This window comes from Alloalcanivorax profundimaris, from assembly GCF_015265435.1.
In the GTDB taxonomy this organism is placed as follows: Bacteria; Pseudomonadota; Gammaproteobacteria; order Pseudomonadales; family Alcanivoracaceae; genus Alloalcanivorax; species Alloalcanivorax profundimaris.
Map to the genome: position 1 here is coordinate 56,466 of NZ_JABJWH010000006.1, position 26,084 is coordinate 82,549.

Consider the following 26,084-nt stretch of genomic DNA (forward strand, 5'->3'; position numbering starts at 1 on the left):
TCAGAGGTGCTTGCCGACGTGCCCCACACTCAGCAGTTTGGTCAAATCCCCTGCCGGCACCGGCTTTGCGAACAAGTAGCCCTGCATATGCCGGCATCCGCTTTCACGCAGCAATCGGCACTGCTCCGGTGTCTCCACGCCCTCGGCGATGACATCCAGATCCAGCCGCTGAGCCATGGCGATGATGGCGTCGGCGATCGCGGCACTGGCCTTATCGGTGGTGATTTCGCGGACGAACGACTGGTCGATTTTGAGCGTATCGATCGGGAAGCGCTTCAGGTAGCTCAGGCCGGAGTACCCGGTGCCGAAGTCGTCCAGTGCGATGCTCACGCCGTAATCCTTGAGGCACGTCATTGTTGCGATCGCAGCATCGACGTCCTCCATGAGCATGCTTTCGGTCAGTTCGAGTTCCAGGTGCTCCGGGTTCAATCCGGTCTCCTTGAGTAGTTGCACCACCCGCATGGCAAGGTCTGCTTGGCGGAACTGCCGGGCTGAGAGGTTCACGCCAATGCGGCCGGGTTTCAGGCCACTTTCGCGCCAGAGCCGGTTCTGCTCGCATGCCGCACGTAGCACCCATTCCCCGATCGATTCGATCAGGCCGGTCTCCTCCGCAATCGGGATGAAACGCGCCGGCGAGATCATGCCCATGTCGGGGTGATGCCAGCGCAGCAGTGCTTCAGCGCCAACGGGAGCGCCGGTGTCTACGTCAATACGGGGTTGGTAATGGACGCAGAACTCGCCTTGCTTCAGCGCGCAGCGCCGCCTCCAGGGACAGTCGCTCCGGATCCCGGTTGCCCGCCATCGTGGCATAGGCCTGGTGCATGTTGCGTCCCCGGTCTTTAGCACGGCGCAGTGCTGACGTGGCATTCTTGAAAAGCTCCCCCGAGTCCGTTCCGTCGGCTGGATAGGCGGCAGAGCCGATGCTGCAGGTTATGCAGACCTCCTGGCCGTTGATCCGCAAGGGCTCGGAGACCGACTCGAGGATACGCTGAACCCAGTACTCAGCCTGCAGGACCTGCTGTGTTCCGGCCGTGTACATGATCGCAAACTCGTCCCCGCCGATACGTGCAACTGTCCCGTGTGTTTCCACGCATCCGGACAGCCGTTCAGCGGTAGCTCGGAGCACCCCGTCGCCGCCCACATGCCCCAGAGCGTCGTTAATCAGCCCCAGGCGGTCGAGTCCGACAATGAGTATTGCCACAAACCTGTTGCCGCGCTGCGCCGATTCGATGGCCTGTGCGAGGCGTTCGTGGAGCGCGGTCCGGTTCGGCAACCGCGTGAGACCGTCGAAACGGGTGAGAAAGTGGATGCGCTCCTCGGTCGCCCGGTGGGCCGTGAGATCGTCGACATAGGCGAAGCTGACGGGCTCGCCTTCGTACTCAATGTAGGTAGCGGTGACCTCGACGGGGATCAGTGTCCCATCGCTGCGGCGTGCGACGGACTCAATGCGTGCCGAGCCCTGCACCTGCAACTCGTGCAAATGCTCTCGCCAGGCCGTTTCCGTCATGGTGGGATCGATATCGGAAAGCAGGCGTCCGATAAGGTCTTCGCGGTCATACCCGAGCATGTAGCATGCCGCGCGATTGGCATAGCGTACCCGCCCTTCGGCGTCGATCTGGAACATCGCGCCCCGGGCGTGATCCACCGCGAACTGGGTCAGCCGCAGTTCCTGCTCCGCTTGCCTGCGTTCCGTGATGTCGCGCGCGGAAGGTACCAGATAGATGACGTTTCCGTGGTCGCCGCAGATCGGATGCAGGGTGAAATCCATGGTCCGCACCTGACCGTTACGGTCGAGGATAGGCACGTCAAAGCGGGACGTCAGCCCGCGTCCGGCAGCCGTTATCGCCTCGCGCAGACGTTGCCGACTCTGGTCCGAGAATCGCCACCAGGGAGTGGCATCAAACGGTCGGCCCAGCACATCGTCGGCTCGTGCGCCAATGGCATCCAGAGCGGCCTTATTGGCGTAGGTGAGAACGCCATTGACGGACAGCAGACCGGCAAAGATTGAAGGTGACAGCCGGTCCATGACCTCATGTACGTCAGTCATCGTATTGCCCCCACGAATTTACTGTTTGCGACGAGTTTCAGTGCCGGATCTTCCACTGATTGAAGATGGAAGTTGATAGCACGGACTTCAGTCTTAAGGGACTCTGGTGCAACGGATACGGCGACCGGCAGCTCAACCCTCTCCCCTGCTCGACCTTTGAACCGCCCCGGGTATCGCGGAGGCAGCTTAGAAAAGGATGCGGCCTGCGTCCTCCGCTGCCGCGTAGTTCGCTGCCGCGTAGGCAGCTTAGGAATCCGCGCCAGGAAGGAGGGTGAGTGATGGATGGTTCGCTGCCGTACAGGCAGCCATGGAACTGCGTATTGGGAAAAGCCTCACTCCCGTTCCGGTGCGCGCACCTTGAGCGGGATGTAGACCGCCTCGACCTTGCCGTCCAGGGCGGCGGGAATCTGCCCGGCCAGGACGCTGCGCGGCAGCGGCGTTCTCAGCACGTAGCCGCCGCCGAGGCCCTCGGCCCGTTCCAGCGGCATGTCCAGCAGACGAATCAGGCGCACCGGCGAGCGGTCGAAGCCGTCCGGTGAGTAGGTCCATTCCGGGACCAGGCAAACGGTGCCCTCGATGCGGATGGCGTCGCAGGTAAAACTGACGTCGGGCTCTTCATCAGAGTGCAGCGTGACGGTAAGCGAGTCCATGCCAACCCCCTTTGGTGGGTTCCTTTGTGGTCTTTTTGTTATTGGCGTGGGCTGGGAAGCTACCACCTTATGTGAAATGGATCACCTGGACATAAGGACAGTGCGGCCCGCCGGGCGGCGGGCCGGCGGGGTCAGGATTTGCGGAACAGCTTGCGGCCCAGGGCGGCGAGGCCGGCCAGGAGGACGAACCAGAACTTCTTGAGCAGCAGCAGGGCGGCGGCGAGCACGCCGGTCTTGGCCAGGGCCTTGCCGGCGATCAGCCCGCCCACGCCGTAGGCGGCCAGGTGGTCGGTGTCCGGGTCGTAGTCGGCGTAGCGGTTGCCTTCCTCGAAGCGGGACAGGGCGAGCACCGCTTCCCGGTGGTGGTTGATCTCCGGCAGGGCGGGCATGTCGGCGATGAAGTTCATCTGCAGGAAGCCTTCGCGGCCCAGTTTGCGGATATTGTAATTGAGGGTGTCGCCTTCCTGGCCTTCGAAGTGGATGCGTTTGGCCCAGTATAACTGGTGGGTGTCCGGGTCGTAGTGGGGCGGTTCCGCCCAGCCCACCAGTTCCAGGGTTTCATAGCCGAGTTCCTGGCGTTGCGGGTTGGCGTCGCGGATGTCCTCGCGCATGGTTTCCAGCAGTTCGTCGTAGTCGATGTGGTCGGCGTCCTCGTCGTCCACGTGGCCGTCTTCCACATAGGCGATGTCCACGCCCCAGGCCTCGGCGTCGAAGGGCCGGTAATGGCTGGGAAACAGCATGCCCAGGGTGGTGTCGTCCGGCGGATTGCCCCAGAAATCCTCGAGGACGGTGCGCGCGTCCTTCTTGTCCAGGTAGTAGAAGTCGTCGGGTATGGTGAGGACCACGCCGGCTTCCTCCAGGCGGATTTCGCCACGGCGCGGGGTCATGGTGTCCCAGGTACGTTCGACATGCTGCTGCCAGGCCCGGGCGTCGTCGTAGGTGGCCGGCGCCGGCTCGTCGGCGGCCAGGGCACTGTTGGACAGCAACAGCGCCGCCCCCCAAAGGGTCGTCCATTGGTTCATCGTGATGTCCTTTCGGTTTCGTTTTTTCCGTTGCGAGCGGGCCCTGAGGCGGGCCCCGTTCCCCGATGTTCAGTGTAGCGGTGGCGGTCATGGTAAGCGCGTGACGCGGCTCTCATCCGCGCCTTTACGGCGGCCATCCGGCTCTGACAAGCTATTCGGACGCCCCGTCGGAAGGGGCGGCTACCCAGCGGTCAGGAAGGGAGGCCAGGGATGATGTTGACGTGTTGCAGTGACTGCCAGTATCGCGGTGCGCGGCCCCGCCGGACGCTTTATGGTCCCGGGGTGTGGTGCAGCCATCCGGACAATCCGGATTCGGTGCCCCGGGGCGTGTTGCACGCCGGTTCCGCCAGTGTGGAGTGCGCCTACGCGCGGTCCGGCGCGGCCCGGGAGCAGGGCGACCGGGTGCGCGAGCGCCGCGAACGCGGGCCGGTGGTGCGGGTGCGCCGGCGTATTCCGGTCAGCGGCACGGCGTGAGCCGCGCCGCCAGGGTGTCCGCCACCCGGTCCGCGATGTAGGCATAGCCCCGTTCGCCGGGGTGGTAGCCGTCCTCGGCCAGATAGGCCGGGTCGGCGATGACCGGATAGGCCAGATGCTGGACGCCCTCCAAGCGCGCCGCCAGGGCGCGCTGTGCCCGATCCAGCCGCGCCGCCCGCAGCCCCAGCACCTGGCGCAGGGGGCGGGGCAGGGCGGTGAAGTGCTGCATCGGGGGCACCGACAGCAATGCTACCGGTAACGAGGGGCGGTCCCGCCTCAGTGCGTCGATCAGGGCCCGCAGGTCCGCCTGGTAACGGCCCGGCCGGGTCAGCCCGGTGGTGTCGTTAACCCCCAGACTGATTACCACCAGGTCCGCCTCCGGCGGCGGTTCCGCCGCCAACCGGTCCGCCAGGGCCCGGGCGCGGATGCCGTTCACGCCTGTTACCCGCCAGCCCACCGTTCGCGCCGAGCGGGCATGCAGCGCGCGGGCCAGCTGACCGCCCAGCCCCTGGTGGTGTTCGGCCACGCCGACGCCGGCGGCGGTGGATTCGCCCACCACCAGCAAGCGGGTGGCCACCGGTCCCGCGCCGGCCTGGCCGTGGTCCGCGCCGCCGGCTTCCGGCAGGCGCGGGGTCTCGCGGCGGGCACGCCTGGCCTGCGCCATCAGCAGCGGGGCCAGAGCGATCAGCGCCAGCCAGAAACGTACGCCTTCCATGGGGTCAGCCCACGAACATGCGCCGCGCCAGCGGCAGGCCCTTGCGGCCGGTGACCGCCAGGGTGGTGGCCAGGCCCGCCACCAGGGCGCCGACCACGCCGCAGGTGAGCACGTCCTGGCCGGTGAGGTAGAGGCCGGGGATGCGGGTCTTGGGGCGCAGCCAGTCCTGCTGGAAGCGGTTGGGATCGTGGTCCAGGCCGTATATCTCGCCGGTGGGGTAGCGGCAGAACCAGGCGGTGGAGAGCGGCGTGGACAGCTCGTAATAGTCCAGGTGGGCACGCAGGTTGGGGTGTTTCTCGAACAGCTTCTCCAGCAACCGTTGGGCGAAGGCCTCCTTGTCGGCCTCGTAGTCCTCGCCACGCTGGCCCCAGGTGGTGCCGTCCCAGCGCTGGTACCACTGGTAGGGCGCGGCGGCGACGATCTCCACCGTGGCCCGGCCCGGGTAGCGGCGGGTGAAATCCGGGTCCTTGGCGCTGGGGAAGGAGATGTAGGTGAGCGGGATGTCTTGGTGGTCCGGGTCCGCCAGGGCGCGGTCCAGCTGGCCTTCGTAATCGTTGTCCGGGTAGATCCAGTAGTTGGTTTTCGGCAGCCCCAGGTTCTCGGCGGTGTCGTTCAGGCCGATGTAGAGGCAGGCGCTGGCCATGGAGCGGTTCACTCGCCCCAGCCGTTCCCGGTAGTGGTCGTGGTGCGGCGCGTGTTCGGGCAGCAGCTCCGTGAAGGTGTTGAACACGCCGGCGTCGCTGATCACGCAGGGGGCCCGCTCTTCATGGCCGTCGGCCAGGCGCACGCCGGTGGCGCGGCCGTTCTCCACCAGAATGTCGGTGACGTCGGCGTAGGTGAACACCTCGCCGCCGCTGGCCTGGATCACCGGCAGGATGGTGCGCGCGATTTGCGCGGCGCCGCCCACCGGGTAGTAGCCGCCGTGCAGGTAGTGGCGGGCGATCAGGGCGTGGATCAGAAAGCTCGACCGGGACGGCGGCAGGCCGTTGTCGCCCCACTGGCCGGTGAGCACGGCGATCAGTTCCTGGTTGCTGGTGAGTTCCTCCAGTACCGCCCGGGTGGGCCGGTTGTAGCGGCCCAGGGCGCCCAGGTCCAGCCCTTTGCGGGTGATGCCGGCCACCGCCCGGGGCAGCATGCGCGCCAGCGTCAGTGGCTGCACGGCGCCGGCCGCCTTCTTGATGGCGGTCAGGTAGGCGTCGATGGCGTCGTGTTCGTCCGGGAACGCCTTTTGCAGCTCGGCGCGGAACGCCTGGGGACCGGCCTTGAGGTCGTAGTGCCGGTCGCCCAGGTGGATGCGGTCGTAGCACTCGGCCATGGGGGCCCATTGCAGCCGGCCGTCGGTGATGTGGTCGAACAGCCGCCGGCCCAGGGTATCGGGGCGGCCCATGTCGCCAATGTAATGCACACCCACGTCCCATTCGTAGCCGTTGCGCTCGTAGCTGTGGGTGAAGCCGCCGGCGGTGTAATGCTGCTCGAACACCGCCACCTTCCAGCCCATCCTGGCCAGGCAGGCGGCACTGGCCAGGCCGCCGATGCCGGAGCCGATCACCAGGGCGTCGTAGGGGCCATTCAGGCGATTGGCGCGGTAGCGCCGGCCGATCCCGAGGCGGCTGGGTTGCGGGCTGGCCATGGTCTCGCTCCTTGAAAGTACACAGTGTGTACATTGCCCCGGTTTGGCCGGGCCGTCAAGGCAGGCGTGTGGGGGTGTAGGAGCGACTTTAGTCGCGATGGAAGCTTGATCGCGACTAAAGTCGCTCCTACGGTGCTGCCTTCAGGGCGCGGGGAAGGGGAAGCGGGTGTGGATGGCTTCCAGTTCCTTCTCCAGGTCCTTGTCCCAGGCCAGGTTCACGCTGTCCAGATTCTCGCGGAGCTGGTTGAGGTTGGTGGCGCCGATGATGTTGCTGGTCACGAACGGCCGGGTGGTGACGAACTGCAGGGCCAGCTGGGTGGGGCTCACGCCGCGTTCCTCGGCGAGCCGGCAGTAGGCCTCGGTGGCGGCCTCGGCCTGTTCGTTGGTGTAGCGGGCGAACTGCTTGAACAGGGTCAGTCGCGCGTTGGCCGGCTGCTGGCCGTGGCGGTACTTGCCGGTGAGCATGCCGAACGCCAGCGGCGAATAGGCCAGCAGGCCCACGTCCTCGCGGTGCGCCACCTCGCCCAGGCCGACCTCGAAGGTGCGGTTGAGCAGGGAATAGGGGTTCTGGATCGACACCGGGCGCGCCAGGCCGATTTTCTCCGCCTCGTGAATGAAGGTCATGGTGCCCCAGGGGGTCTCGTTGGACAGGCCCCAGTGGCGGATCTTGCCGGCGTCCACCAGCTTCTTGAGGCCGGCCACGGTCTCGGCGATGGAGACCGCGTCCGGGTCCTCGCGGTGTTTGTAGTTGAGGCGGCCGAAGTAATTGGTGGTGCGCTCCGGCCAGTGCAGCTGGTAGAGGTCGATGACGTCCGTGCGTAGGCGCTTGAGGCTGCCTTCCACGGCGCTTTGCAGGCTCTCGGCGGTGAAGCGCGGGCCGCCGCGGATGTGCTTGACGTAGTCGCCGGGGCCGGCGGCCTTGGTGGCCAGCACCACCTTGTCGCGGTTGCCGGTTTGGGCGAACCAGTCGCCGATGATCTCCTCGGTGCGGAACGAGGTTTCCGGGCTCGCCGGGACCGCATACATTTCGGCGGTGTCGAAGAAGTTGACGCCCCGGTCCAGGGCCAGCTCCATCTGCGCGAAGCCTTCCTCGGCGCTGTTCTGATTGCCCCAGGTCATGGTGCCCAGGCAAATGCTGCTGACCTTGAGATCGGTGCGGCCCAGCGGACGGTATTCCATGCTCTCCCTCCTGACGTGTGTGGAAAAGACCGACTATACCGTCCCGTGGCGGGCGGCGGCGAGGCATGGCGGGGAGCGGCTTCAGCCGTGATCATCGGGTCATTTTCCTGCTTGTCTTCGGCCGGGCGGTTCAGTACAATTCGCACCCTCTTGCCCGGCGGGCTCTCGCCGGAGGGTTGATTGAACCCGTAACGTATTGAATTCAGGGCACAAATTTTAGGGAAGACTCCCATGAAGACCTACAGCGCGAAACCGGAAAGCGTAAAGCGCGACTGGTATGTGGTGGACGCCTCCGGCAAAACGCTGGGCCGGCTGGCCGCGGAAGTCGCCAGCCGTCTGCGCGGCAAGCATAAGCCGGAATACACCCCGCACGTCGACACCGGCGATTACATCGTGGTAATCAACGCCGAGAAAGTGGCGGTGACCGGCAAGAAAGCTTCCAACAAGATGTACTACCGTCACACCGGCTATCCGGGTGGCCTCAAGGAAGCCAACTTCGAGACCCTGATCAGCGAAAAGCCGCAAATGGTCATCGAAAAAGCCGTGAAGGGCATGATGCCGCGTAACCCGCTGGGTCGCGACATGTTGCGCAAACTCAAAGTCTACGCCGGCGCCGAGCATCCGCACACTGCTCAGCAGCCGCAGCAGCTCGAACTCTAAGAGGTCAGTCGATGGCAACTGCAAACGCCGATTACGGAACCGGTCGCCGCAAGACGGCTTCCGCCCGCGTATTCCTCCGCCCGGGCAGCGGTAACATCACCGTCAACGGCCGCCCGCTGGACGTTTTCTTTGGTCGTCAGACCAACCGCATGGTGGTGCGTCAGCCCCTGGAGCTGGTGGACGCCACCGACCGCTTCGACGTCTACGTGACCGTCAGCGGCGGCGGTAACAACGGCCAGGCCGGCGCCATCCGTCACGGCATTACCCGTGCTCTGATGGAATACGACAGCGAGCTGCGTGGCGCCCTGCGTCGGGCCGGCTACGTGACCCGTGACGCCCGTGGTGTGGAACGTAAGAAGATCGGTCTGCACAAAGCGCGTAAGCGTCCGCAGTACTCCAAGCGGTAAGACGGCGCCCGGCGCTGTCCGAACCCCGAAAAAGCCCGGCTATGCTGGGCTTTTTTTGTGCATAAATCAGGGGTTTAGGGAGGCCCCGCGGGGGAATAACCGGTTGTCAGATGTGGTCTTTTTCATTACCATTTGCGCCGCCTTGCTCCGCCCGGAGCATGAGCACCGACCGCGAGTCTCGGATCACCCCCCGGCCGTGGGATCTAAGGGGAGAACAATTCAATGAGCAATGACGGCGTAAATACCAGCCGCCGCACCTTTTTGATCGGCCTGACCTCGACGGTCGGCGTCGCGGGTGCCATCGGCGCGGCGGTTCCTTTTGTCAAATCCTGGCAACCCAGCGCGAAGGCCGAGAATGCCGGCGCCCCCGTGGAGGTGGACGTCAGCAAACTCGAGATGGGGCAGCGCGTGGTGGCCGAATGGCGTGGCCAGCCGGTCTGGGTGGTTCGCCGGACCGAAGAAATGGTCGCCAATCTGGACAAACTCAACGATCAGCTCAAGGATCCTCAGTCCGAAGAGGATCAGCAGCCGGCCTACGCGGCCACTGAGTGGCGTTCCATCAAGAAAGAATATCTGGTGCTGATCGGTATCTGCACCCACCTGGGTTGTTCTCCTCTGTTCGAAGAAGAGCCCACCGTCGAACTCGAGCAGGGCGGCTTCTTCTGCCCCTGCCACGGTTCCAAGTTCGACCTGGCGGGCCGTGTTTACCAGGGCGTGCCGGCTCCCACCAACCTGGTGGTGCCGCCCCACTCCTACATCAGTGATGCCGTGATCATCGTCGGTTCTGAAGAAGGGGAGACCAAGGCATGATGAGAATGGTGAACGGTTTGATCGATTGGGTGGATGCCCGTCTCCCCGTCGTCAATGCGTACAAGAAACACATGTCGGAGTACTACGCTCCGAAGAACTTCAACTTCTGGTACTACTTCGGGGTTCTCTCCATGGTGGTGCTGGTCAACCAGCTGCTTACCGGCATCTGGCTGACCATGTTCTATTCCCCGGGTCAGGGGTTTGAATCCGTCGAATACATCATGCGCGACGTGCAATGGGGCTGGTTGATCCGCTACATGCACGCGGTGGGCGCGTCCGCCTTCTTCGCGGTGGTCTACATCCACATGTTCCGCGGCCTGATGTACGGCTCCTACAAGCCGCCCCGGGAGCTGGTGTGGATCTTCGGCATGCTGATCTACGTGGCCCTGATGGCGGAAGGCTTCCTGGGCTACGTGCTGCCCTGGGGCAACATGTCCTACTGGGGCGCCCAGGTGATCATCTCCCTGGCCGGCGCCATTCCGTTCGACATCCTGCCGTTCATCGACGGCAAGGACGCCAAGGAAATCGGCGAGGCGCTCACCACCTGGGTGCGCGGCGACTACCTGCTGTCCACCGCCACGGTGAACAAGTTCTTCGCCCTGCACGTGGTGGCCATCCCGCTGGTACTGGTGGCCCTGGTGTTCCTGCACATCCTGGCGCTTCACGAAGTGGGTTCCAACAACCCGGACGGCGTCGAGATCAAGCAGAACAAGGACGAGAACGGCATTCCGAAGGACGGCATCCCGTTCCACCCGTACTACACCGTCAAGGACCTGCCCGGCGTGATCATCTTCCTGATGATCTTCGCGGTGGTGATCTTCTTCTTCCCCACCGGCGGCGGCTACCTGATCGAGAAGCCCAACTTCGTGGCGGCCAACCCGCTCAAGACCCCGGATCACATCGCGCCGGTGTGGTACTACGGGCCTTACTACGCCATGCTGCGGGCCACCACCATCGAGTGGTTCGGCATGTCGTCCAAGGCCTGGGGCCTGATCGCCATGGGCGGCGGCATCGTGGTGCTGTTCCTGCTGCCCTGGCTTGACCGCCACCCGGTGAAGTCGATCCGCTACAAGGGCTGGCTGAGTAAGCTGCTGCTGTTCGTGTTCGCCGCCGACTTCCTGATGCTCGGCTACCTGGGCACGCAGCCGGCCACCGGCACGGCCAAGACGCTGGCGCAGATCGGCACCGTGTACTACTTCCTGTACTTCTTCATCGGGCTGCCGCTGGCGTACCGGTTCGAGAAGTCCAAACCGGTTCCTGAACGTGTAACGGGGGGTCACTGATGAAGAAGCTGGTTGTTGTATTGCTTGTCAGTTGCCTGCCCGCGTTCGCCAGCGCGGCCGGCGGCCATGACGTGGAGCTGGAAAAAGCGCCGGTCAACCTGCAGGACAAGGTAAGCCTGCAAAATGGCGCCAAGCTGTTCGTCAACTACTGCATGGGTTGCCACAGTCTGGAATACCTGCGCTACGGCCGCATGGGCGAGGACCTGGGTATCTCCGACGAGCTGACGCTGAAGTACCTGAACTTCACGTCCGAGAAAATCGGCGACCCGATGAAGAACGGCATGACCGCCGAGAACGGCAAGGACTGGTTCGGCAACCCGCCGCCGGACCTGACCCTGGCGGCCCGGCACCGTTCACCGGACTGGATTTATTCCTACCTCACCGGTTTCTACGAGGATGAATCCCGTCCCTACGGCTACAACAACGAGGTGTTCCCCAGCGTGGGCATGCCTCATGTGATGGCCAAAATGCAGGAAAATCTGAGTGAGGAGGAGTTTGAGTCCAACATGGGCGATATCACCAACTTCCTCACCTACGCGGCGGAGCCCATCGCTCCCACCCGTGAACGGATCGGCGTGTACGTGCTGGTGTTCCTGGCTATCCTGTTCGTACCGGCGTACCTGCTGAAAAAGGAATACTGGAAAGACGTTCACTGAGCGGACCGACCCGCTCAGAACCCTTTCCGGCGAGCAACAGGGTAACCGCGCGAGCGGCTACCCTGTTTGTGTTATAGCGATATACGTGGAGATGACTCGACCATGGGTGTGGTGACCAAACGTTCCTCGATGACATTCTTTTCTTCCCCGAACGATCATTACTGCCATCGGGTACGCATCGTTCTGGCGGAAAAGGGCGTGACCGTGGACATCGTCGACGTGGACAACGGGGACAAGCCGGAGGATCTGGCTTCGCTGAACCCCTACAACGAGGTGCCCACCCTGGTGGACCGGGAGCTCACCCTGTATCAGTCCACGGTGATCATGGAGTACCTGGATGAGCGTTTCCCGCATCCGCCGTTGCTGCCGGTGTATCCGGTGGCCCGTGCCCAGAGCCGGCTGCTGATTCACCGCGTGGAGCGCGACTGGTGCCACAACGTGGACGCGCTGCTGGAAGGCACCGAGAAGGAAGCGAGCCTCAACAAGCGCCGCAAGGAGCTGCGCGAGGGCCTGATCGCCACCGCGCCGATCTTCAGCGAGCTGCCGTTCTTCATGAGCGAGGAATTCACCCTGGTGGATTGCGTGGTGGGCCCGATCCTGTGGCGGCTGCCCGCCATGGGCGTGGAACTGCCGGCCAAGCAGGCCAAGCCGCTGATCGACTACGCCGAGCGCCTGTTCGATCGCGACGCCTTCCAGGCCAGCCTGTCCGACGCCGAGCGTGAACTGCGCCAGCGCCTGTAAGCCCTATGAGTGAAGAGATGACCCCCAATCGCCCGTATCTGATACGGGCGATGCACGAATGGATCTGCGATAACGGCCTGACCACGCACCTGGCGGTGGACGCCCATTACCCGGGCACCGAGGTGCCGCAGGAGTTCGTCCAGGACGGCCAGATCGTGCTCAACATCGCCCCCCGGGCGGTGACCGCCTTCGAGGCGGGCAACGAGGCGATTACCTTCTCCGCCCGTTTCGGCGGCGTGCCGCGCACGGTGTACGTGCCGGTGGAGGCGGTGATGGCGGTGTTCGCCCGCGAGAACGGCCAGGGCATGGCCTTCGAACCCACCGAACCGCCGCCGGAGCCGCCGGCGCCGCCGGAACCGGACAACGACGACAAGCCCTCCCGCGGCAGCCACCTCAAAGTCGTCAAGTAATGGGGTGGTGATGTCCTGGCGGCGGAAGCCGCTCCTATTGCCAAGAGCACCGTAGGAGCGGCTTCAGCCGAGATCAGTCGATGTATTCGATGATCTTGACGATCTTCTGAACGCCCCCCACCTGCTTGACCTGCTCGACCACGGCGCTGGCTTCGTCGTGGCTGAGCAACCCCAGCAAATACACCACGCCGTTCACCGTCACCACCTTGGTGCGCATGCCCGGGGCGTCGCTGTTCACCAGCAACCGGCTTTTCACCTTGGTGGTGAGCCAGGTGTCGTTGGTGCGCGCCAGGGTGGAGGTCTTGCCGGACACCTTGAGCTCGTTGTGCACGTGGCGCACATGGCGCACCCGGTCGGCGATGTTGCCGGCCTGGGCGCGCAGCTGGTCGCTGGCTACTTCGCCGGCCAGCAGCACGTTGCCGTTGAAGCTCACTACCACGATGTGGCTTTCGTCCAGCTCGGCGCTGGCACGGGCCAGGTTGATCTTGATCTTGCGCTCGATGTTGCCGTCCTCGACGAAGGCGCCGAAGGTGCGCGAGCCGTGGTCGCGGTCCACCGGTTCCTGGGACATGTTCTTGGTCAGGCTGGCGCAGCCGGACAGCATCAGGGTGGCGAGCAGGGCCATCAACCCGAGAGCACGCATCAGGGTCCTCCGAACAACTGTTGGTCGATAAAATCGCACAGGGCGTGGATCACCAGCAGGTGCACCTCCTGAATGCGGGCGGTGGAGCTGGCGGGTACGCGGATTTCGATGTCGCCGGGGCCGTAAAGGTTCACCATTTCGCCGCCTTCCCGGCCGGTCATGGCGACCACCTTCATTTCCCGGTCATGGGCGGCCTGGATCGCCTGGATCACGTTGGCGGAGTTGCCGCTGGTGGAGATCGCCAGCAGCACGTCGCCGGCGTTGCCCAGGGCGCGCACCTGCTTGGAATAGACCTCGTTGTAGCTGTAGTCGTTGGCGATCGAGGTGAGCGTGGAGGAGTCGGTGGTCAGGGCCACCGCCGGCAGGGCCGGGCGCTCCATCTCGAAGCGGTTGAGCAGCTCCGAGGAAAAATGCTGGGCGTCGCCGGCGGAACCGCCGTTGCCGCAGCTGAGAATCTTGCCGCCGTTGAGCAGGCTCTCGACCATCACCTGACCGGCGGCGGCGATCACCTCGGGCAGCACCTCGCCGGCCTTGGCCTTGGTTTCCAGGCTCTCGGCGAACAACTGTCTGATGCGGTCCACACTCATTATCCGTCTCCGTAAAATGCGTTCTGTACCCAATCATAGCGGACCGTGCCGCCGTCATCCGGTTCCAGGCCCAGCACGTCGAAGCGGCAGGGCCGGCGTGCCTGATGGGGATGGCGGCCCAGGTAATGACGGGCCGCGAGGATCAGACGGCGTTGCTTGCGGGTGTCCACCGAGGCCAGGGCGCCACCGTAGTCCGTCTCGCCGCGCCAGCGCACCTCCACGAACACCAGGGTTTCGCCGTGGTTCATGATCAGGTCCACTTCCCCCAGCCGGCACTGGTAATTGGCCACTTCCGGCGTCAGTCCCTGGCCGCGCAGCCAGCGCAGCGCCCATTGCTCGGCCCGTTGGCCGCGTTGTTTGCGCCAATGCATGAGGCATCCCTTCCTCGTCGTCGTTGTGCGGGCGGCGCCATCCCCCGGCGCCGCCGGATGTTCTAGTCGCGTACCGGCTCGCCGGCCCGGCGGCCGCTGATGCGCGGCAGCGGTTCCGGCTCGCCGCGGCGGAACACCGCCCAGTTGCCGTCGCGCACCAGGCGCGCGCCTTCCAGATGCAGGTTGCCGGTGACGCCGGGCAGTTCGGCGCCGCTCAGGCTGCGCAGCATGGACAGCCGCGCCTGCAGACGGTAGGCGTCCACGCCCATGGCGAACAGCCGGTTATAGCGACCGTGGCCCTCCGGCCAGGTTTCCTCGGCCAGACGGTGCAGTCGGGTATCCTGGTAGAGAATCCAGGGCATGTCCACGAAGCGCACGCCGTCCAGATCCTGGTCGCGGCGCGGCGCCGGGGTGCCATCGTAAATGTAGGAGGTGGTGTACACCGGCAGACGACGGCCGTAGTGGAAGTTCAGCAGCGGTTTGATCTGGCGGCCCTGATTGGGGCTGGCGACCATGAACAGGAAGCTCATGTCCTCGCCGATGCGCGGCTGATATTCCGTCTTGCGGCCGTAGCGGTCCTTGGTCGGGCCGCCCTGGCGTTCCCGGGCCGCCTCCATCAGGTTGCGCACCGTGTCGCCCATGTTCTCGTCGGTGAAGCCGCTCTCCAGGCTGACCTCGCCGCCGCGTTCCCGCCAGGCGTTCATGAAGGCGCCGCTGACACGGCGGCCCCAGTCGCTTTCCGGGTACAGCACGCCCACCTGACGGTGGCCCTCGCGCCAGGCCTGGCGCGCCACTTGGCGGGCCTCGTCCTCCGGCGCCAGGCCAAACTGGAACAGCGGCGCGTCGCGGCTGCCCTGGTCCAGGTAGTTCAACGCCAGCACGGTAACCGGCGGCGCGCCTTGGGCGGCCAGCTCGGCGACCTGCTCCTTGGCCAGCGGGCCGACCACGAACTGGGCGCCGTCTTCCACGGCGCGCTGGAACACGGCGCTCACGTCGGCGTTGCTGACGTCGTAGAAGCGCAGGTCGGGGGTTGGGTTGCCCGCTTCCTCGGCGCTGTAATAGCCGGTCATCATGCCGTCGCGAATGGCGTCCGCCGCCGTCGACAGGTTACCGCTTTCCGGCAACAGCACCGCCACCCGCTGCGGCCGCTGGCGGGCGGCTTTCCGCATGGCGCCGACCATTTCCGGCAACTGCAGGGCGGCGGGGTGGTTGGGCCATTGCTCACGCCATTGCGACAGGCGCTGAACCTGGTTGTCGATGTCCGCCTGCGGGTCGCGGTAGAGCAGCGCCAGTTCCAGCCAGCCGCGCAGATCCCCGGACGCTTGCTCGGAGCGGTTTTCCAGGGTGTCCATGGGCAGGCTCATGAGCGCTTCCCAGGTGAGCTTGCGGCTATATCGCTGGTCGTCCCGGTCGAGCAGCGCGTCCACCGCCACCCGTTCGCTCACGCTGTCCATCAGCTGACCGTCCAGGGCCAGGGCGTCGGCGTGCAGCAATTTCAGGCGCGCGCGGCGCTGAGCGTCGAGACCATCGATGGTGCTCCGCGAACCGTCCAGCAGCTCAAGGGCCCGCTCCGGTTTCTGTAACGCCAGCCAGCATTGCGCGCGCAGCCACAGCCAGCGATAGCGCTGGTCCTGGGACTGGGCGCTGTCGGCGATCCGGTCGAGAAGATCGGAGGCGTCCTGGGCGCGCTGGTTGACCAGATAGTAGCGCGCCCATTGCAGGGCTCTTTCGGTGCGCACCGGTTCCGCCAGAGCCGCCAGTTGGGCGTTGGCATCCTCCAGGTTGCTCGGGGCTTCGCGGAGAGGGGCTCCCCGGTGAGGGCCGTCGGAGGCCTCCTTGGGAGTGGGTACTTGGCAGGCGGCGAGCAGCGCGATCAGCGCCATCGCGGCCAGGCGGGCCGGTCGGAATTCCATGACTTTGGGGCAACCCCTTTGCTACTGCGGGAACGAAGCCGGTATTGTAGGGCCTGTTCGCACCGCTTGCACCACGCCGGGGGTGCTGTTTCGGGGCGTCCTTCTCACTCCCAAACAACTCTTTACACTAGCTCGGGATACAAAGGGCATGAGCGGTTCCCTCTATGTGGTCAGCACGCCGATCGGCAACCTGGACGATATCACCCGGCGCGCGCTGACCGTGCTCGGCGAGGTGAACTGGATCGCCGCGGAGGACACCCGCCACAGCCAGAACCTGCTCGGCCACGTGGGCGTGAGCACCCGCCTGATCAGCTACCACGATCACAACGAAGCCCAGCGTACCCCGGAGCTGGTGAGCCGCCTGCGCGAAGGCGACAGCGGCGCGCTGATCAGCGACGCCGGCACGCCCCTGGTGAGCGACCCGGGCTTCCGGCTGGTGCGCGCCTGCCAGGACGCCGGCGTGCCGGTGGTGCCGGTGCCCGGCGCCTCGGCGTTGCTGGCGGCGCTGGCGGTGGCCGGCCAGCCCAGCGACCGGTTTCAGTTCGAGGGCTTCCTGCCCGCCAAGGGCGCCGCCCGGGAGCGCGCCCTGGAACGCCTCGCCGGCAGCGACGCCACCACCCTGATCTACGAGGCGCCGCACCGGGTGCTGTCCCTGCTGGAGGCGCTGGCACCCAAGGTCACCGCGGAGCGGGAGCTGACCCTGTGCCGGGAGCTCACCAAGCGCTTCGAAACCGTGCGCCGGGGCCCGGTGCCGGAGATCCTGGAGTGGGTGCGCGGCGACAAGGACCAGCAGCGCGGCGAACTGGTGCTGGTGCTGTCGCCGGCGGTCCGTGGCGAGGTGCTGGATGAACGGGACCGGGCCCTGGCCCGGGCGCTCCTCGAGGAACTGCCCCTGTCCCGGGCGGCCCGCGTTCTCGCCGCCCACACCGGGCTCAAGCGTCAGGCGCTCTACACCTACCTGGAAGCAATTAACAGTTAACTGTTCACCGTTCACTATTCACTGCTATTATCCGCGCCGGACCGGTCAGGCAACCGCTGGCGACGTACGTCGCTGGAGGAAAGTCCGGGCTCCATAGGGCAGGGTGCCAGGTAACGCCTGGGGGCCGCGCTGGCGACGGCGCGGTCACGGACAGTGCCGCAGAAAACAAACCGCCCGTTCGTTCTCGATCGGGTAAGGGTGAAAAGGTGCGGTAAGAGCGCACCGCGCCGCTGGTAACAGCGGTGGCACGGTAAACCCCACCCGGAGCAAGACCAAATAGGGATCCCATGGCGTGGCCCGCGCTGGATCCGGGTAGGTCGCTTGAGGGCCCGCGGTGACGCGGGTCCCAGATGAATGGTTGCCCACGACAGAACCCGGCTTATCGACCGGTCCACCCCTTTCCCACGACCCGGGCTTTTCTTGACCCGGGTCAGTCGCCCCGCGGGCACCGTGGATTATCCTCCTCCCAGAGATAGACGGGGGAATCATGGCCAAAGCGGATATTCTGTTTGAAAGCGACGATCACCGGGTGGTGCGCTACGCCGACCTGGTAAAAGGCGAGGGCATTCAGGCCAACCAGTTCGCCATCCGCCACGGTTCCCACGGCGCCCTGATCGATCCGGGCGGCGATCTCACCTTCACGCCGCTCACCATCGAGTTGAGCCGGCACCTCAATCTCCAGGGGCTGGATTACATCCTCGCCTCCCACCAGGACCCGGACATCATTGCCTCGCTGCCGCGCTGGATGCTGCATTCCAACTGCAAGGTGGCGGTGTCGAAGCTGTGGTCCCGGTTTCTGCCCCACCTGGCTTCCACCTTCGTCACCAGCCGGGTGGGGGAGCAGTGGCAGTCGCGCATCCTGGCCCTGCCCGACGAAGGCGCCCGGTTGCCGTTCGGCGATACCGAGCTGTGGGCCCTGCCGGCCCACTTTCTGCACTCGGTGGGCAATTTCAGCTTCTTTGATCCGATCAGCCGGATCCTGTTTTCCGGCGACATCGGTGCGTCCCTGGACGGGGAAGAGGCGGCGGTGGCCAAATTCGAGGATCATGTACCGGCCATGGCCGGTTTCCACCGGCGCTACATGGCGGGCAACCGGGCCTGCCGGCTGTGGGTGCACATGATCCGCGAGCTCAAGCCCGCCATGATCGTGCCGCAGCACGGCGGCTACTTTGACCGCCCGGAGACCGTTGAGCTGTTCCTGGACTGGCTGGAACGGCTGGAATGCGGCCCGGATTTGATGGAGCCCCGCCAATACCGGCTTCCCCCGCGAGTCAGTGCTTACCCGGAATAATCCTTTTCGATCTAAAAAATAACAATCCTTAGAATAAAATAATCTAGCACTTAAAGTGGTTTCTCGGAAACGGCCGTCAGGGCCCTGATTCCGCACGCAACTCCTTCCTCCATACCCTCCAAACCCCCTTTGTGACTCAGCTAACAAACTGATTTGCAAAGAGTTTCTTTTACATTCGCCATTGTCGCCGTGCTTGACTTGCCGAATAGGGTGGTCCTAGAGTGTCGCAATGTGGTGAAAAGTGGGATGAAGTGGAGAAAAACGCTCATCCGGTGGCTCGAAGTGGGATGGACCCGCACAGACCCGAGAGAGGGGAAGGCCAGTGTTCAACGGGCGTACGGCGCTCAATCTGGATGCCAAGGGTCGGCTGACCGTGCCGACCCGCTACCGTGAGTCGCTGAACAGCGCTTGCGGCGGCCGCCTTGTGCTTACCCAACACCCCTACGACGCCTGTCTGGTGATGTATCCCGCCCCGGAATGGCGTGACATCGCCCGCCAGGTGGCGGGCCAGAGCGATGCCCACGCCCAGGTGCGTGCCCTGAAGCGGCGGTTCCTGGGCCAGGCCGCGGAAATGGAAATGGACGGCAACGGCCGGCTGCTGGTGCCGCCGGAGTTGCGTGACGTGGTCGGCCTGGAAAAGCGCGCCATGCTGGTGGGCTTGATGCACCGTTTCGAGATCTGGGCCGAGGACACCTGGAACGAACTGGAACAACAGAGCCTGGATCAGGAAGCCATGCCCGAAAGCGTGCAGGCCCTGTCCTTCTAGGGTCATAGGGCGGCGGGTATGAGCAACGACAACAAGCAGTACGAACACCAGCCGGTGATGCTGGAGGAGGTACTGGAAATGTGGTCCACCCGCGCGGATGGCTTTTACGTGGACGGCACCTTCGGGCGCGGCGGTCACAGTCGCGCGCTGCTGGGTCGCCTCGACGACGCCGCCCGGCTGGTGGGCGTGGACCGGGATCCGCAGGCGGTGGCCGCCGGCGAGGCCCTGGCCGCCGAGGACCACCGTTTCCGCATTCACCGGGCCCGTTTCGACTGCCTGCCGGAGCTGGTGGCCGCCGAAGGCCGGGCCATCGACGGCCTGTTGCTGGATCTGGGCGTGTCCTCGCCGCAGCTGGACGACGCCGCCCGCGGCTTCAGCTTCCTGCGCGACGGGCCCCTGGACATGCGCATGGACCCGGAGCACGGCGAAAGCGTGGCCGACTGGCTGGCCCGCGCCGAGGAAAAGCAGATCGCCGACGTGCTCTATCAGTACGGCGAGGAACGCAAGTCGCGCCGCATCGCCCGGGTGATCCGCGAGCGCCGCGAGCAGACGCCGATTCGAACCACCGCCCAGCTGGCGGATCTGATCGAGTCGGTGCTGGGTCGTGGCGAGCCGGGCAAGCACCCGGCCACACGCAGTTTTCAGGCGTTACGCATCCACATCAACGGTGAGCTGGATGCGTTACGCAATGTGCTGGACCAGGCTCTCGAGACGCTCGCCATCGGCGGGCGTCTCGCCATTATCAGCTTCCATTCCCTGGAAGACCGGCTGGTGAAGCGTTTCATCCGCGATCACTCCGGCCTGGCCCCCAAGGGCCGGGGCGGCCTGCCGATGATGGACGAACCGCCCGAGCGGCTGCGGCCGCTGGGCAAGGCGCGCCGCGCCGGCGAGGCGGAGGTGCGCGTCAACGCGCGCAGCCGCAGCGCGGTGCTGCGCGTGGCGGAGAAGGTGGCATGAGCGCGCGCTGGCTGGCGCCGCTGCTGATCGCCCTGGCGGTGGTGTCCGCCCTGGGCGTGGCCTACAGCGTGCACGAGGCGCGGCGGCTCACCGACCGCGCCCAGCAACTGCAGCGCGAACAAGCGCGACTGGAAACCCGCTGGGGCCAGTTGCTGCTGGAGCACAGTACCTGGGGCAGCTATGCCCGGGTGGAGCGCCTGGCCCGTGACGAGCTGGGCATGAAGTTACCGCAAAACGACGAGCGAGTGTTGATACGGCCATGAAAGGGGCGCGTCGAACCTCACAACCGGCCAAACGGCAAGCCAACCGGACCCTGCGCTGGCGCTTCGTGCTGGGCTTCTGGGCGGTATGCGGTGCCGTTCTGGTGGGGCGCGCGGTGCAGCTGCAGGTGGTCGAGCATGACTTCCTGGCCCACCAGGGCCAGATTCGCAACCTGCGGGTGGAACCGGTGGCCGCCCACCGCGGCGTGATTCGCGACCGCGAAGGCCGCCCCCTGGCCGTGAGCACCCCGGTCACCACCCTGTGGGCCAACCCCAGCGAGGCGCTGGAGCACCCGGAGCAGTGGGCCCGGCTGGGCAACAACCCGATCATCGACCGGGATCGCTTCGCCAAGCGCATCGAGCGCCACCGGAACAAGGAGTTCATCTACCTGGCCCGCGGGCTGGCCCCGGAGCAGGCCGCCACCGTGCTCGACAAGAGCGTGCCCGGCATCCACAAGCTCACCGAATACCGCCGCTACTACCCGGCCGGCGAGGTGACCAGCCATGTGGTGGGCTTCACCAACATCGACGAGCAGGGCCAGGAAGGCGTGGAGCTGGCCTTCGAGGACCGCCTGTCCGGCCAGCCCGGGCGCAAGAAGGTGGTGCGTGATTTGCTTGGCCGGGTGATCCAGGACATCGAGATGATCGAGCCGGCGGCGCCGGGCAAGGACGTCACCCTGAGCCTGGATCTGCGCCTGCAATACCTGGCCTACAAGGAACTGCTCGCCGCCACCCGCCGTTTCAAGGCCAAGGGCGGCTCCGCCGTGGTGCTGGACGTGAAGACCGGCGAGATCCTGGCCATGGTCAACCAGCCGGCCTACAACCCCAACAACCGGGGCAACCTGGACACCGCCAGCCTGCGCAACCGGGCGGTCACCGACCTGTTCGAGCCCGGCTCCACCATGAAGCCGTTCACCGTGGCCGCCGCCATGGAGCAGGACCTGGTGACCCCGACCACGGTGATCAACACCCATCCGGGCTACCTGCGCGTGGGCGCCAAGACCATCCGTGACCACCGCGACTACGGTGTCATCGACGTCACCACCGTGCTCACCAAGAGCTCCAACGTGGGCACCAGCAAGCTGGCCCTGGCCATGGAGCCGCTGGTGCTGCCCGGCTACCTGGAACGGTTCGGCTTCGGCCAGCCCACCGGCATCGCCTTTCCCGGCGAGAGCGACGGCATGCTGCCGCTGCGTTCTCGCTGGCGGGACGTGGAGCGGGCGGCGCTGTCCTACGGCTACGGCGTGAGTGTGTCCGCCCTGCAGCTGGCCCAGGCCTACGCCATCATGGCCAACCACGGCCGCAAGGTGCCGCTGTCCCTGCGCAAGGTGGACACGCCGCCCCAGGGCGAGCAGGTGATCGCCCCGGAAACCGCCGATTCCCTGGTGCGCATGCTGGAAACCGTGGTCAGCCTGGAAGGCACCGCCCGGCGCGCGCGCATCCCCGGCTACCAGGTGGCCGGCAAGACCGGCACGGTGCACAAGGTGACCAGCCGAGGCTACGCCGACGACCGTTACATCGGCCTGTTCGCCGGCATCGCGCCCGCTTCCAACCCGCGCATCGCCGCCGTGGTGGTGATCGACGACCCGCGCGGCGACGCCTATTACGGCGGCCTGGTGGCGGCGCCGGTGTTTTCTTCCATCGTTGGCGGGGTGCTGCGCACCCTGCACGTGCCGCCGGACAAGACCGACGGCCTGATCGCCGGCGATCTGGACGGGGAGGGCCGCTCATGATCACCCTGCGCGACCTGTTGCCCGACCTGCCCTTGCCGGCGGCCCTGCGGGACCTGACCGTGCCGGCCCTGCGCCTCGACAGCCGCGCCGTGGAGCGCGGCGATCTGTTCCTGGCGGTGCCCGGCCATCAAGCGGACGGCCGCCGTTTCATCGACGCGGCGATCCGCGCCGGCGCCGCCGTGGTGCTGGAAGAGGGCGATGTCTTCGCGGTGCATGGCCAGGAGCCGGTGGCGCGTATCGTGGTGCCGGACCTGCGACGCCAGGTAGGCGATCTGGCAGCCCGTTTTTACGGCCAGCCCGGGCGGCAGCTGAAAGTCATCGGTGTCACCGGCACCAACGGCAAGACCAGCATTACCTGGTTCCTGCGTGACGCCCTGGACGCCCTGGGTTACCACTGCGGACTGATGGGCACCCTGGGGCTGGGGCTCAAGGGCGCCGAGATCGCCACCGGCCACACCACGCCGGACCCGATCACCCTGCAGCGCGGCCTGCGCGATCTGTGCGACGCCGGCGCCGACACCGTGGCCATGGAAGTCTCTTCCCACGCCCTGGACCAGCACCGTCTGGGCGATACCCCGGTGTGGGCGGCGGTGTTCAGCAATCTGAGCCGCGACCATCTGGATTACCACGGCGACATGGACAGCTACCTGCTGGCCAAGGTGGCCCTGTTCACCCGCCCGGACCTGCGCGAGGCGGTGATCAACGGCGACGACCCCTCGGCGCCGGTGCTGCTCAGCCGCCTCAACGACGGCGTGCGCTGCATCATCTTCGGCGGCCAGGCCGGCGCCACGGTGCGCTGCGTGGCCGAGCAGCCCCACGAGGCGGGCATGGATCTGCGCCTCACCGTGGGCGGCGAAGCGATCAATGTGTCGGTGCCGCTGTTCGGCGCCTTCAACCGCAGCAACCTGATGGCGGTGGCCGGGGTATTGCACGGCCTGGGCGTGGCACCGGAACGGCTGGGCACGGCGCTCAACGCCATCACGCCGGTGCCGGGCCGCATGCAGCCGGTGCGCGAGCCGGGCAAGCCCACGGTGATCGTTGATTACGCGCACACCCCGGACGGGCTGGAGAAGGCCCTGGCGGCGGTGCGCGAGCATTTCCCCGGCCGCCTGCATTGCGTGGTCGGTTGCGGCGGCGACCGGGACAGCGGCAAACGCCCGTTGATGGCGGCCGCCGCGGAAGCCGGCGCCGACCGGCTGATCCTGACCAGCGACAACCCCCGGGGCGAGGATCCGCAAGCGATCGTCGACGCCATGCTGCAAGGCGCCGCCAACCCGTCCGCGGTGGCCGTGGAGCTGGACCGCCGGGCGGCGGTGAAGCGGGCGGTGGCCGGCGCCGGGCCGGGCGACGTGGTGCTGGTGGCCGGCAAGGGCCACGAGGATTACCAGGAAGTGCGCGGCCAGCGCCAGCCCCTGGACGACCGGATCCTGGCCCGCGAAGCCCTGGCGGCCTGGACCGGCCAAGGAGGCGCGGCATGATGCGCTTGTCCGAAATTCGCGACTGGACCGGCGGCGAACTGCGCGGCGCGGACCAGACCATTACCTCGGTCAGCACCGACACCCGGGCGCTGGGCGAGGGCAGCCTGTTCGTGGCGCTGCGCGGCGACCGCTTCGACGGCCACGACTTCCTGGCCGCCGCCCGCGAGGCCGGCGCCCGGGCCGCCCTGGTGGAACGGGATCAGGAAGTGTTCGACAGCCAGGTGCGCGTGGCCGATACCCGCCAGGCCCTGGGCCGGCTGGCCGCCGGCCACGCCACCCGTTTCCCGATTCCGCGCGTGGCGGTGACCGGCAACGCCGGCAAGACCACCGTCAAGGAGATGATCGCCACTCTGCTGGGCGAGGGCACCCTGGCCACTCGGGGCAACCTGAACAATGACATCGGCGTGCCGTTGACCCTGCTGGGGCTCAATGAAAGCCACCGCCGCGCGGTGATCGAGCTGGGCGCCAACGCCCCTGGCGAAATCGCCTGGACGGTATCGCTGGTGAAGCCGGACGTGGTGCTGGTGACCAATGTCACCGGCGCGCATCTGGAAGGCTTCGGCAGCATGGATGGCATCGCCCGCGCCAAGGCGGAAATCTTCACCGGCTGCGCGGAAGGCGCCACCGCCATCATCAACAATGACGACAGCTACGCGGACTTCTTCGCCGAGCAGGCTCGGGAACAGGGTTTGACCCTGTGCCGCGTGGGCGGCACCGACGGTGATCTGCGCGCCGAGTTCGTCTGTCTGGATGACGCCGGCGCCGACTTCTTGCTGCAGCCCCTGGGCGTGCGCGTACGCCTGCCGCTGGTGGGTGCCCATCAGGTCGGTAACGCCCTGCTGGCGCTGGCGGCGGTGCAGGCCCTGGGCGTGGACCTGGCCGAAGCGGCGCCGCGCTTGAACACCCTGAAACCGGTCCCCGGGCGCATGAACGTGATCGCCCGCGACCGGGGCACCCTGGTGGACGACACCTACAACGCCAACCCGGGTTCGGTGCGCGCCGCCATCGCCTGGCTGGCCGGCCGCCCGGCGCCGCGCGCCCTGGTGCTTGGCGCCATGGGCGAACTGGGGCCGGACGCGGAGACGCTGATCGGCGAACTGGGCGAGGACGCCAAACAGGCCGGCATCGAGACGCTGATCACCCTGCCCGGGGCGCACGCCGCCGCCGAGGCGTTCGGGGACGGCGCCCGACCGGTGGACAATCATGACCAGGCCGCCCGCGACGCCGAGGGAATTCTCGCCGCCGGTGGCACCGTACTGGTCAAGGGGTCGCGCTTTGCCCGCATGGAGCAGGTGGTGCAACGGCTCACCAACGAGGGGGAGAAGCACTGATGCTGCTGTGGCTGGCGGAACAACTGGGTGATTTGTACAACGGCTTCCTGGTGTTCCAGTACATCACCCTGCGCGCCATTCTGGCGGTGCTGACGGCGCTGTTCCTGGCGTTCTGGATCGGTCCGGTGATGATTCGCAAACTCCAGGAAAAGCAGGTCGGCCAGGCGATCCGTGACGACGGCCCGAAAAGCCACCTGAGCAAGGCCGGCACGCCGACCATGGGCGGCGGCCTGATCCTGGTGTCCATCGCCATCGCCACCCTGCTGTGGGCGGATCTGGAGAACCGCTTCGTGTGGATCACCCTGGGCGTGCTGGTGGTGTTCGGCGCCGTGGGCTGGGTGGACGACTGGCGCAAGGTGGTGGAGAAGAACCCGCGTGGCCTGCCGGCGCGCTGGAAGTATTTCTGGCAGTCCGTGGGCGCGTTGGGCGCCGGGCTGGCGCTGTACTTCACCGCCCAGAGCCCGGCGGAGACCCAGTTGATCGTGCCGTTCTTCAAGACCGTGGCCATCAACATGGGCGTGTTCTACGTGGTGCTCACCTATTTCGTGATCACCGGCGCCTCCAACGCGGTCAACCTCACCGATGGCCTGGACGGCCTGGCGATCATGCCCACGGTGCTGGTGGCGGCGGCCCTGGGCATCTTCGCCTACGCCAGCGGCCACGCGGAGTTCGCCACCTACCTGCAGATTCCCTACATCGCCGGCGCCGGCGAGCTGGTGGTGATCGTCGCCGGCCTGTGCGGCGCGGGTCTCGGTTTTCTCTGGTTCAACGCCTACCCGGCCCAGGTGTTCATGGGCGACGTGGGCGCCTTGGCGCTGGGCGCGGTGCTCGGCGTGATGGCGGTGATCGTCCGCCAGGAAATCGTGCTGTTCATCATGGGCGGCGTGTTCGTGATGGAAACCGTGTCGGTGATGCTGCAGGTGGCGTCGTTCAAGCTCACCGGCCGCCGCATTTTCCGCATGGCGCCGATCCATCATCACTTTGAACTGAAGGGCTGGCCGGAGCCCAAGATCATCGTCCGGTTCTGGATCATCACCGTGATGCTCGTACTGGTGGGTCTCGCGACCCTGAAGATTCGTTGAGGGATGCGT

The 26,084-nt window shown here is 66.2% G+C and carries 28 protein-coding genes and 1 other RNA gene; 18 read left to right on the forward strand and 11 right to left on the reverse strand.

Annotated features, from left to right (window positions below):
• The 4 genes from HMJ39_RS03205 to HMJ39_RS03220 form a co-directional block, all read right to left on the reverse strand.
• A complete protein-coding gene (locus HMJ39_RS03205; protein WP_194296252.1) occupies window positions 1-810 on the reverse strand; it encodes a putative bifunctional diguanylate cyclase/phosphodiesterase in 810 nt (269 codons plus the stop codon).
• Window positions 707-2,047, reverse strand: a complete 1,341-nt coding sequence (locus HMJ39_RS03210; protein WP_194296253.1) for a sensor domain-containing diguanylate cyclase — start codon at window positions 2,045-2,047, stop codon at window positions 707-709. Before HMJ39_RS03210 ends, HMJ39_RS03205 begins: the two co-directional genes overlap by 104 nt.
• Before the next feature lie 332 nt (window positions 2,048-2,379).
• Window positions 2,380-2,697, reverse strand: coding sequence for a hypothetical protein (locus HMJ39_RS03215; protein ID WP_161383392.1), 318 nt, complete (start codon window positions 2,695-2,697; stop codon window positions 2,380-2,382).
• 131 nt (window positions 2,698-2,828) lie between these two features.
• A complete protein-coding gene (locus HMJ39_RS03220) occupies window positions 2,829-3,719 on the reverse strand; it encodes a DUF2167 domain-containing protein (RefSeq protein ID WP_194296254.1) in 891 nt (296 codons plus the stop codon).
• A gap of 210 nt (window positions 3,720-3,929) precedes the next feature.
• On the opposite strand from HMJ39_RS03220, the gene HMJ39_RS03225 reads away from it, so the two are divergent.
• Window positions 3,930-4,193: a hypothetical protein gene (locus HMJ39_RS03225; protein ID WP_161383394.1), complete on the forward strand. Its 264-nt coding sequence runs from the start codon at window positions 3,930-3,932 to the stop codon at window positions 4,191-4,193.
• On the opposite strand, the gene HMJ39_RS03230 is transcribed toward HMJ39_RS03225, so the two are convergent.
• The 3 genes from HMJ39_RS03230 to HMJ39_RS03240 form a co-directional block, all read right to left on the reverse strand.
• On the reverse strand, window positions 4,177-4,908 hold the full coding sequence (locus HMJ39_RS03230) for an SGNH/GDSL hydrolase family protein (RefSeq protein ID WP_194296255.1): 732 nt from the start codon (window positions 4,906-4,908) through the stop codon (window positions 4,177-4,179). The two genes, HMJ39_RS03225 and HMJ39_RS03230, sit on opposite strands and share 17 nt — an antisense overlap.
• A 4-nt stretch (window positions 4,909-4,912) precedes the next feature.
• Entirely contained in the window at window positions 4,913-6,538 is a 1,626-nt protein-coding gene (locus HMJ39_RS03235) for a phytoene desaturase family protein (protein ID WP_194296256.1), read from the reverse strand.
• Window positions 6,539-6,679: 141 nt separating this feature from the next.
• Window positions 6,680-7,717 carry an aldo/keto reductase gene (locus tag HMJ39_RS03240; RefSeq protein WP_194296257.1) on the reverse strand — a complete coding sequence of 346 codons (1,038 nt, stop codon included), beginning with the start codon at window positions 7,715-7,717 and terminating at the stop codon, window positions 6,680-6,682.
• Window positions 7,718-7,948: 231 nt separating this feature from the next.
• On the opposite strand from HMJ39_RS03240, the gene rplM reads away from it, so the two are divergent.
• From rplM to HMJ39_RS03275, 7 genes are all read left to right on the forward strand, one after another.
• On the forward strand, window positions 7,949-8,377 hold the full coding sequence (rplM, locus tag HMJ39_RS03245; RefSeq protein ID WP_161383397.1) for a 50S ribosomal protein L13: 429 nt from the start codon (window positions 7,949-7,951) through the stop codon (window positions 8,375-8,377).
• A gap of 11 nt (window positions 8,378-8,388) precedes the next feature.
• Window positions 8,389-8,784: a 30S ribosomal protein S9 gene (gene rpsI / locus HMJ39_RS03250; protein ID WP_161383398.1), complete on the forward strand. Its 396-nt coding sequence runs from the start codon at window positions 8,389-8,391 to the stop codon at window positions 8,782-8,784.
• Window positions 8,785-9,006: 222 nt separating this feature from the next.
• Window positions 9,007-9,594, forward strand: a complete 588-nt coding sequence (petA, locus tag HMJ39_RS03255) for a ubiquinol-cytochrome c reductase iron-sulfur subunit (RefSeq protein WP_194296258.1) — start codon at window positions 9,007-9,009, stop codon at window positions 9,592-9,594.
• Window positions 9,591-10,877, forward strand: a complete 1,287-nt coding sequence (locus HMJ39_RS03260) for a cytochrome b (RefSeq protein ID WP_228462131.1) — start codon at window positions 9,591-9,593, stop codon at window positions 10,875-10,877. Before petA ends, HMJ39_RS03260 begins: the two co-directional genes overlap by 4 nt.
• Complete coding sequence (locus HMJ39_RS03265; RefSeq protein WP_194296259.1) at window positions 10,877-11,533, forward strand: cytochrome c1; 657 nt, start codon at window positions 10,877-10,879, stop codon at window positions 11,531-11,533. Before HMJ39_RS03260 ends, HMJ39_RS03265 begins: the two co-directional genes overlap by 1 nt.
• Window positions 11,534-11,635: 102 nt before the next feature.
• Window positions 11,636-12,274 (forward strand): glutathione S-transferase N-terminal domain-containing protein, encoded by a 639-nt coding sequence (locus tag HMJ39_RS03270; protein WP_161383402.1) that lies wholly within the window; start codon window positions 11,636-11,638, stop codon window positions 12,272-12,274.
• A gap of 17 nt (window positions 12,275-12,291) precedes the next feature.
• The gene (locus HMJ39_RS03275) at window positions 12,292-12,684 is read left to right on the forward strand and encodes a ClpXP protease specificity-enhancing factor (protein ID WP_161383403.1); all 393 of its coding nucleotides are present in this window, start codon (window positions 12,292-12,294) and stop codon (window positions 12,682-12,684) included.
• A gap of 73 nt (window positions 12,685-12,757) precedes the next feature.
• Here the strand turns inward: HMJ39_RS03275 and HMJ39_RS03280 are convergent, their stop codons facing one another.
• The 4 genes from HMJ39_RS03280 to HMJ39_RS03295 all read right to left on the reverse strand — a co-directional run bounded on the left by HMJ39_RS03280 (window position 12,758) and on the right by HMJ39_RS03295 (window position 16,198).
• Window positions 12,758-13,327 (reverse strand): BON domain-containing protein, encoded by a 570-nt coding sequence (locus HMJ39_RS03280; RefSeq protein ID WP_161383410.1) that lies wholly within the window; start codon window positions 13,325-13,327, stop codon window positions 12,758-12,760.
• Window positions 13,327-13,914, reverse strand: a complete 588-nt coding sequence (locus tag HMJ39_RS03285) for a phosphoheptose isomerase (RefSeq protein WP_161383411.1) — start codon at window positions 13,912-13,914, stop codon at window positions 13,327-13,329. The genes HMJ39_RS03280 and HMJ39_RS03285 overlap by 1 nt, the downstream gene beginning before the upstream one ends.
• Window positions 13,914-14,285, reverse strand: coding sequence for a YraN family protein (locus tag HMJ39_RS03290; RefSeq protein ID WP_161383412.1), 372 nt, complete (start codon window positions 14,283-14,285; stop codon window positions 13,914-13,916). Before HMJ39_RS03290 ends, HMJ39_RS03285 begins: the two co-directional genes overlap by 1 nt.
• A gap of 62 nt (window positions 14,286-14,347) precedes the next feature.
• Window positions 14,348-16,198: a penicillin-binding protein activator gene (locus HMJ39_RS03295; RefSeq protein ID WP_194296260.1), complete on the reverse strand. Its 1,851-nt coding sequence runs from the start codon at window positions 16,196-16,198 to the stop codon at window positions 14,348-14,350.
• 148 nt (window positions 16,199-16,346) lie between these two features.
• On the opposite strand from HMJ39_RS03295, the gene rsmI reads away from it, so the two are divergent.
• From rsmI to mraY, 10 genes are all read left to right on the forward strand, one after another.
• Window positions 16,347-17,177: a 16S rRNA (cytidine(1402)-2'-O)-methyltransferase gene (gene rsmI / locus HMJ39_RS03300; protein WP_194296261.1), complete on the forward strand. Its 831-nt coding sequence runs from the start codon at window positions 16,347-16,349 to the stop codon at window positions 17,175-17,177.
• A 37-nt stretch (window positions 17,178-17,214) separates the two neighbouring features.
• Window positions 17,215-17,575, forward strand: an RNA gene (rnpB, locus tag HMJ39_RS03305) — RNase P RNA component class A.
• An 89-nt stretch (window positions 17,576-17,664) separates the two neighbouring features.
• Window positions 17,665-18,468: an oxygen-binding di-iron domain-containing protein gene (locus HMJ39_RS03310; RefSeq protein WP_194296262.1), complete on the forward strand. Its 804-nt coding sequence runs from the start codon at window positions 17,665-17,667 to the stop codon at window positions 18,466-18,468.
• Between the two features lie 322 nt (window positions 18,469-18,790).
• Window positions 18,791-19,234, forward strand: a complete 444-nt coding sequence (mraZ, locus tag HMJ39_RS03315) for a division/cell wall cluster transcriptional repressor MraZ (RefSeq protein WP_194296263.1) — start codon at window positions 18,791-18,793, stop codon at window positions 19,232-19,234.
• Between the two features lie 18 nt (window positions 19,235-19,252).
• On the forward strand, window positions 19,253-20,191 hold the full coding sequence (gene rsmH, locus HMJ39_RS03320) for a 16S rRNA (cytosine(1402)-N(4))-methyltransferase RsmH (protein ID WP_194296264.1): 939 nt from the start codon (window positions 19,253-19,255) through the stop codon (window positions 20,189-20,191).
• On the forward strand, window positions 20,188-20,454 hold the full coding sequence (gene ftsL / locus HMJ39_RS03325; RefSeq protein WP_161383418.1) for a cell division protein FtsL: 267 nt from the start codon (window positions 20,188-20,190) through the stop codon (window positions 20,452-20,454). Before rsmH ends, ftsL begins: the two co-directional genes overlap by 4 nt.
• A complete protein-coding gene (locus HMJ39_RS03330) occupies window positions 20,451-22,184 on the forward strand; it encodes a peptidoglycan D,D-transpeptidase FtsI family protein (protein ID WP_194296265.1) in 1,734 nt (577 codons plus the stop codon). Before ftsL ends, HMJ39_RS03330 begins: the two co-directional genes overlap by 4 nt.
• Window positions 22,181-23,662, forward strand: coding sequence for a UDP-N-acetylmuramoyl-L-alanyl-D-glutamate--2,6-diaminopimelate ligase (locus HMJ39_RS03335; protein WP_194296266.1), 1,482 nt, complete (start codon window positions 22,181-22,183; stop codon window positions 23,660-23,662). Before HMJ39_RS03330 ends, HMJ39_RS03335 begins: the two co-directional genes overlap by 4 nt.
• The gene (locus HMJ39_RS03340) at window positions 23,659-24,993 is read left to right on the forward strand and encodes a UDP-N-acetylmuramoyl-tripeptide--D-alanyl-D-alanine ligase (RefSeq protein ID WP_194296267.1); all 1,335 of its coding nucleotides are present in this window, start codon (window positions 23,659-23,661) and stop codon (window positions 24,991-24,993) included. The genes HMJ39_RS03335 and HMJ39_RS03340 overlap by 4 nt, the downstream gene beginning before the upstream one ends.
• Entirely contained in the window at window positions 24,993-26,075 is a 1,083-nt protein-coding gene (gene mraY / locus HMJ39_RS03345; RefSeq protein ID WP_194296268.1) for a phospho-N-acetylmuramoyl-pentapeptide-transferase, read from the forward strand. The genes HMJ39_RS03340 and mraY overlap by 1 nt, the downstream gene beginning before the upstream one ends.
• The last annotated feature ends 9 nt before the right edge of the window (window positions 26,076-26,084 follow it).

Excerpts from the sequence above, each read along its gene's own strand:
- HMJ39_RS03205 (WP_194296252.1), bottom strand. The coding sequence starts at position 810 with ATGCCACGATGGCGGGCAACCGGGATCCGGAGCGACTGTCCCTGGAGG.
- HMJ39_RS03210 (WP_194296253.1), bottom strand. The coding sequence starts at position 2,047 with ATGACTGACGTACATGAGGTCATGGACCGGCTGTCACCTTCAATCTTT.
- HMJ39_RS03215 (WP_161383392.1), bottom strand. The coding sequence starts at position 2,697 with ATGGACTCGCTTACCGTCACGCTGCACTCTGATGAAGAGCCCGACGTC.
- HMJ39_RS03220 (WP_194296254.1), bottom strand. The coding sequence starts at position 3,719 with ATGAACCAATGGACGACCCTTTGGGGGGCGGCGCTGTTGCTGTCCAAC.
- HMJ39_RS03225 (WP_161383394.1), top strand. The coding sequence starts at position 3,930 with ATGATGTTGACGTGTTGCAGTGACTGCCAGTATCGCGGTGCGCGGCCC.
- HMJ39_RS03230 (WP_194296255.1), bottom strand. The coding sequence starts at position 4,908 with ATGGAAGGCGTACGTTTCTGGCTGGCGCTGATCGCTCTGGCCCCGCTG.
- HMJ39_RS03235 (WP_194296256.1), bottom strand. The coding sequence starts at position 6,538 with ATGGCCAGCCCGCAACCCAGCCGCCTCGGGATCGGCCGGCGCTACCGC.
- HMJ39_RS03240 (WP_194296257.1), bottom strand. The coding sequence starts at position 7,717 with ATGGAATACCGTCCGCTGGGCCGCACCGATCTCAAGGTCAGCAGCATT.
- rplM (WP_161383397.1), top strand. The coding sequence starts at position 7,949 with ATGAAGACCTACAGCGCGAAACCGGAAAGCGTAAAGCGCGACTGGTAT.
- rpsI (WP_161383398.1), top strand. The coding sequence starts at position 8,389 with ATGGCAACTGCAAACGCCGATTACGGAACCGGTCGCCGCAAGACGGCT.
- petA (WP_194296258.1), top strand. The coding sequence starts at position 9,007 with ATGAGCAATGACGGCGTAAATACCAGCCGCCGCACCTTTTTGATCGGC.
- HMJ39_RS03260 (WP_228462131.1), top strand. The coding sequence starts at position 9,591 with ATGATGAGAATGGTGAACGGTTTGATCGATTGGGTGGATGCCCGTCTC.
- HMJ39_RS03265 (WP_194296259.1), top strand. The coding sequence starts at position 10,877 with ATGAAGAAGCTGGTTGTTGTATTGCTTGTCAGTTGCCTGCCCGCGTTC.
- HMJ39_RS03270 (WP_161383402.1), top strand. The coding sequence starts at position 11,636 with ATGGGTGTGGTGACCAAACGTTCCTCGATGACATTCTTTTCTTCCCCG.
- HMJ39_RS03275 (WP_161383403.1), top strand. The coding sequence starts at position 12,292 with ATGACCCCCAATCGCCCGTATCTGATACGGGCGATGCACGAATGGATC.
- HMJ39_RS03280 (WP_161383410.1), bottom strand. The coding sequence starts at position 13,327 with ATGCGTGCTCTCGGGTTGATGGCCCTGCTCGCCACCCTGATGCTGTCC.
- HMJ39_RS03285 (WP_161383411.1), bottom strand. The coding sequence starts at position 13,914 with ATGAGTGTGGACCGCATCAGACAGTTGTTCGCCGAGAGCCTGGAAACC.
- HMJ39_RS03290 (WP_161383412.1), bottom strand. The coding sequence starts at position 14,285 with ATGCATTGGCGCAAACAACGCGGCCAACGGGCCGAGCAATGGGCGCTG.
- HMJ39_RS03295 (WP_194296260.1), bottom strand. The coding sequence starts at position 16,198 with ATGGAATTCCGACCGGCCCGCCTGGCCGCGATGGCGCTGATCGCGCTG.
- rsmI (WP_194296261.1), top strand. The coding sequence starts at position 16,347 with ATGAGCGGTTCCCTCTATGTGGTCAGCACGCCGATCGGCAACCTGGAC.
- HMJ39_RS03310 (WP_194296262.1), top strand. The coding sequence starts at position 17,665 with ATGGCCAAAGCGGATATTCTGTTTGAAAGCGACGATCACCGGGTGGTG.
- rsmH (WP_194296264.1), top strand. The coding sequence starts at position 19,253 with ATGAGCAACGACAACAAGCAGTACGAACACCAGCCGGTGATGCTGGAG.
- ftsL (WP_161383418.1), top strand. The coding sequence starts at position 20,188 with ATGAGCGCGCGCTGGCTGGCGCCGCTGCTGATCGCCCTGGCGGTGGTG.
- HMJ39_RS03330 (WP_194296265.1), top strand. The coding sequence starts at position 20,451 with ATGAAAGGGGCGCGTCGAACCTCACAACCGGCCAAACGGCAAGCCAAC.
- HMJ39_RS03335 (WP_194296266.1), top strand. The coding sequence starts at position 22,181 with ATGATCACCCTGCGCGACCTGTTGCCCGACCTGCCCTTGCCGGCGGCC.
- HMJ39_RS03340 (WP_194296267.1), top strand. The coding sequence starts at position 23,659 with ATGATGCGCTTGTCCGAAATTCGCGACTGGACCGGCGGCGAACTGCGC.
- mraY (WP_194296268.1), top strand. The coding sequence starts at position 24,993 with ATGCTGCTGTGGCTGGCGGAACAACTGGGTGATTTGTACAACGGCTTC.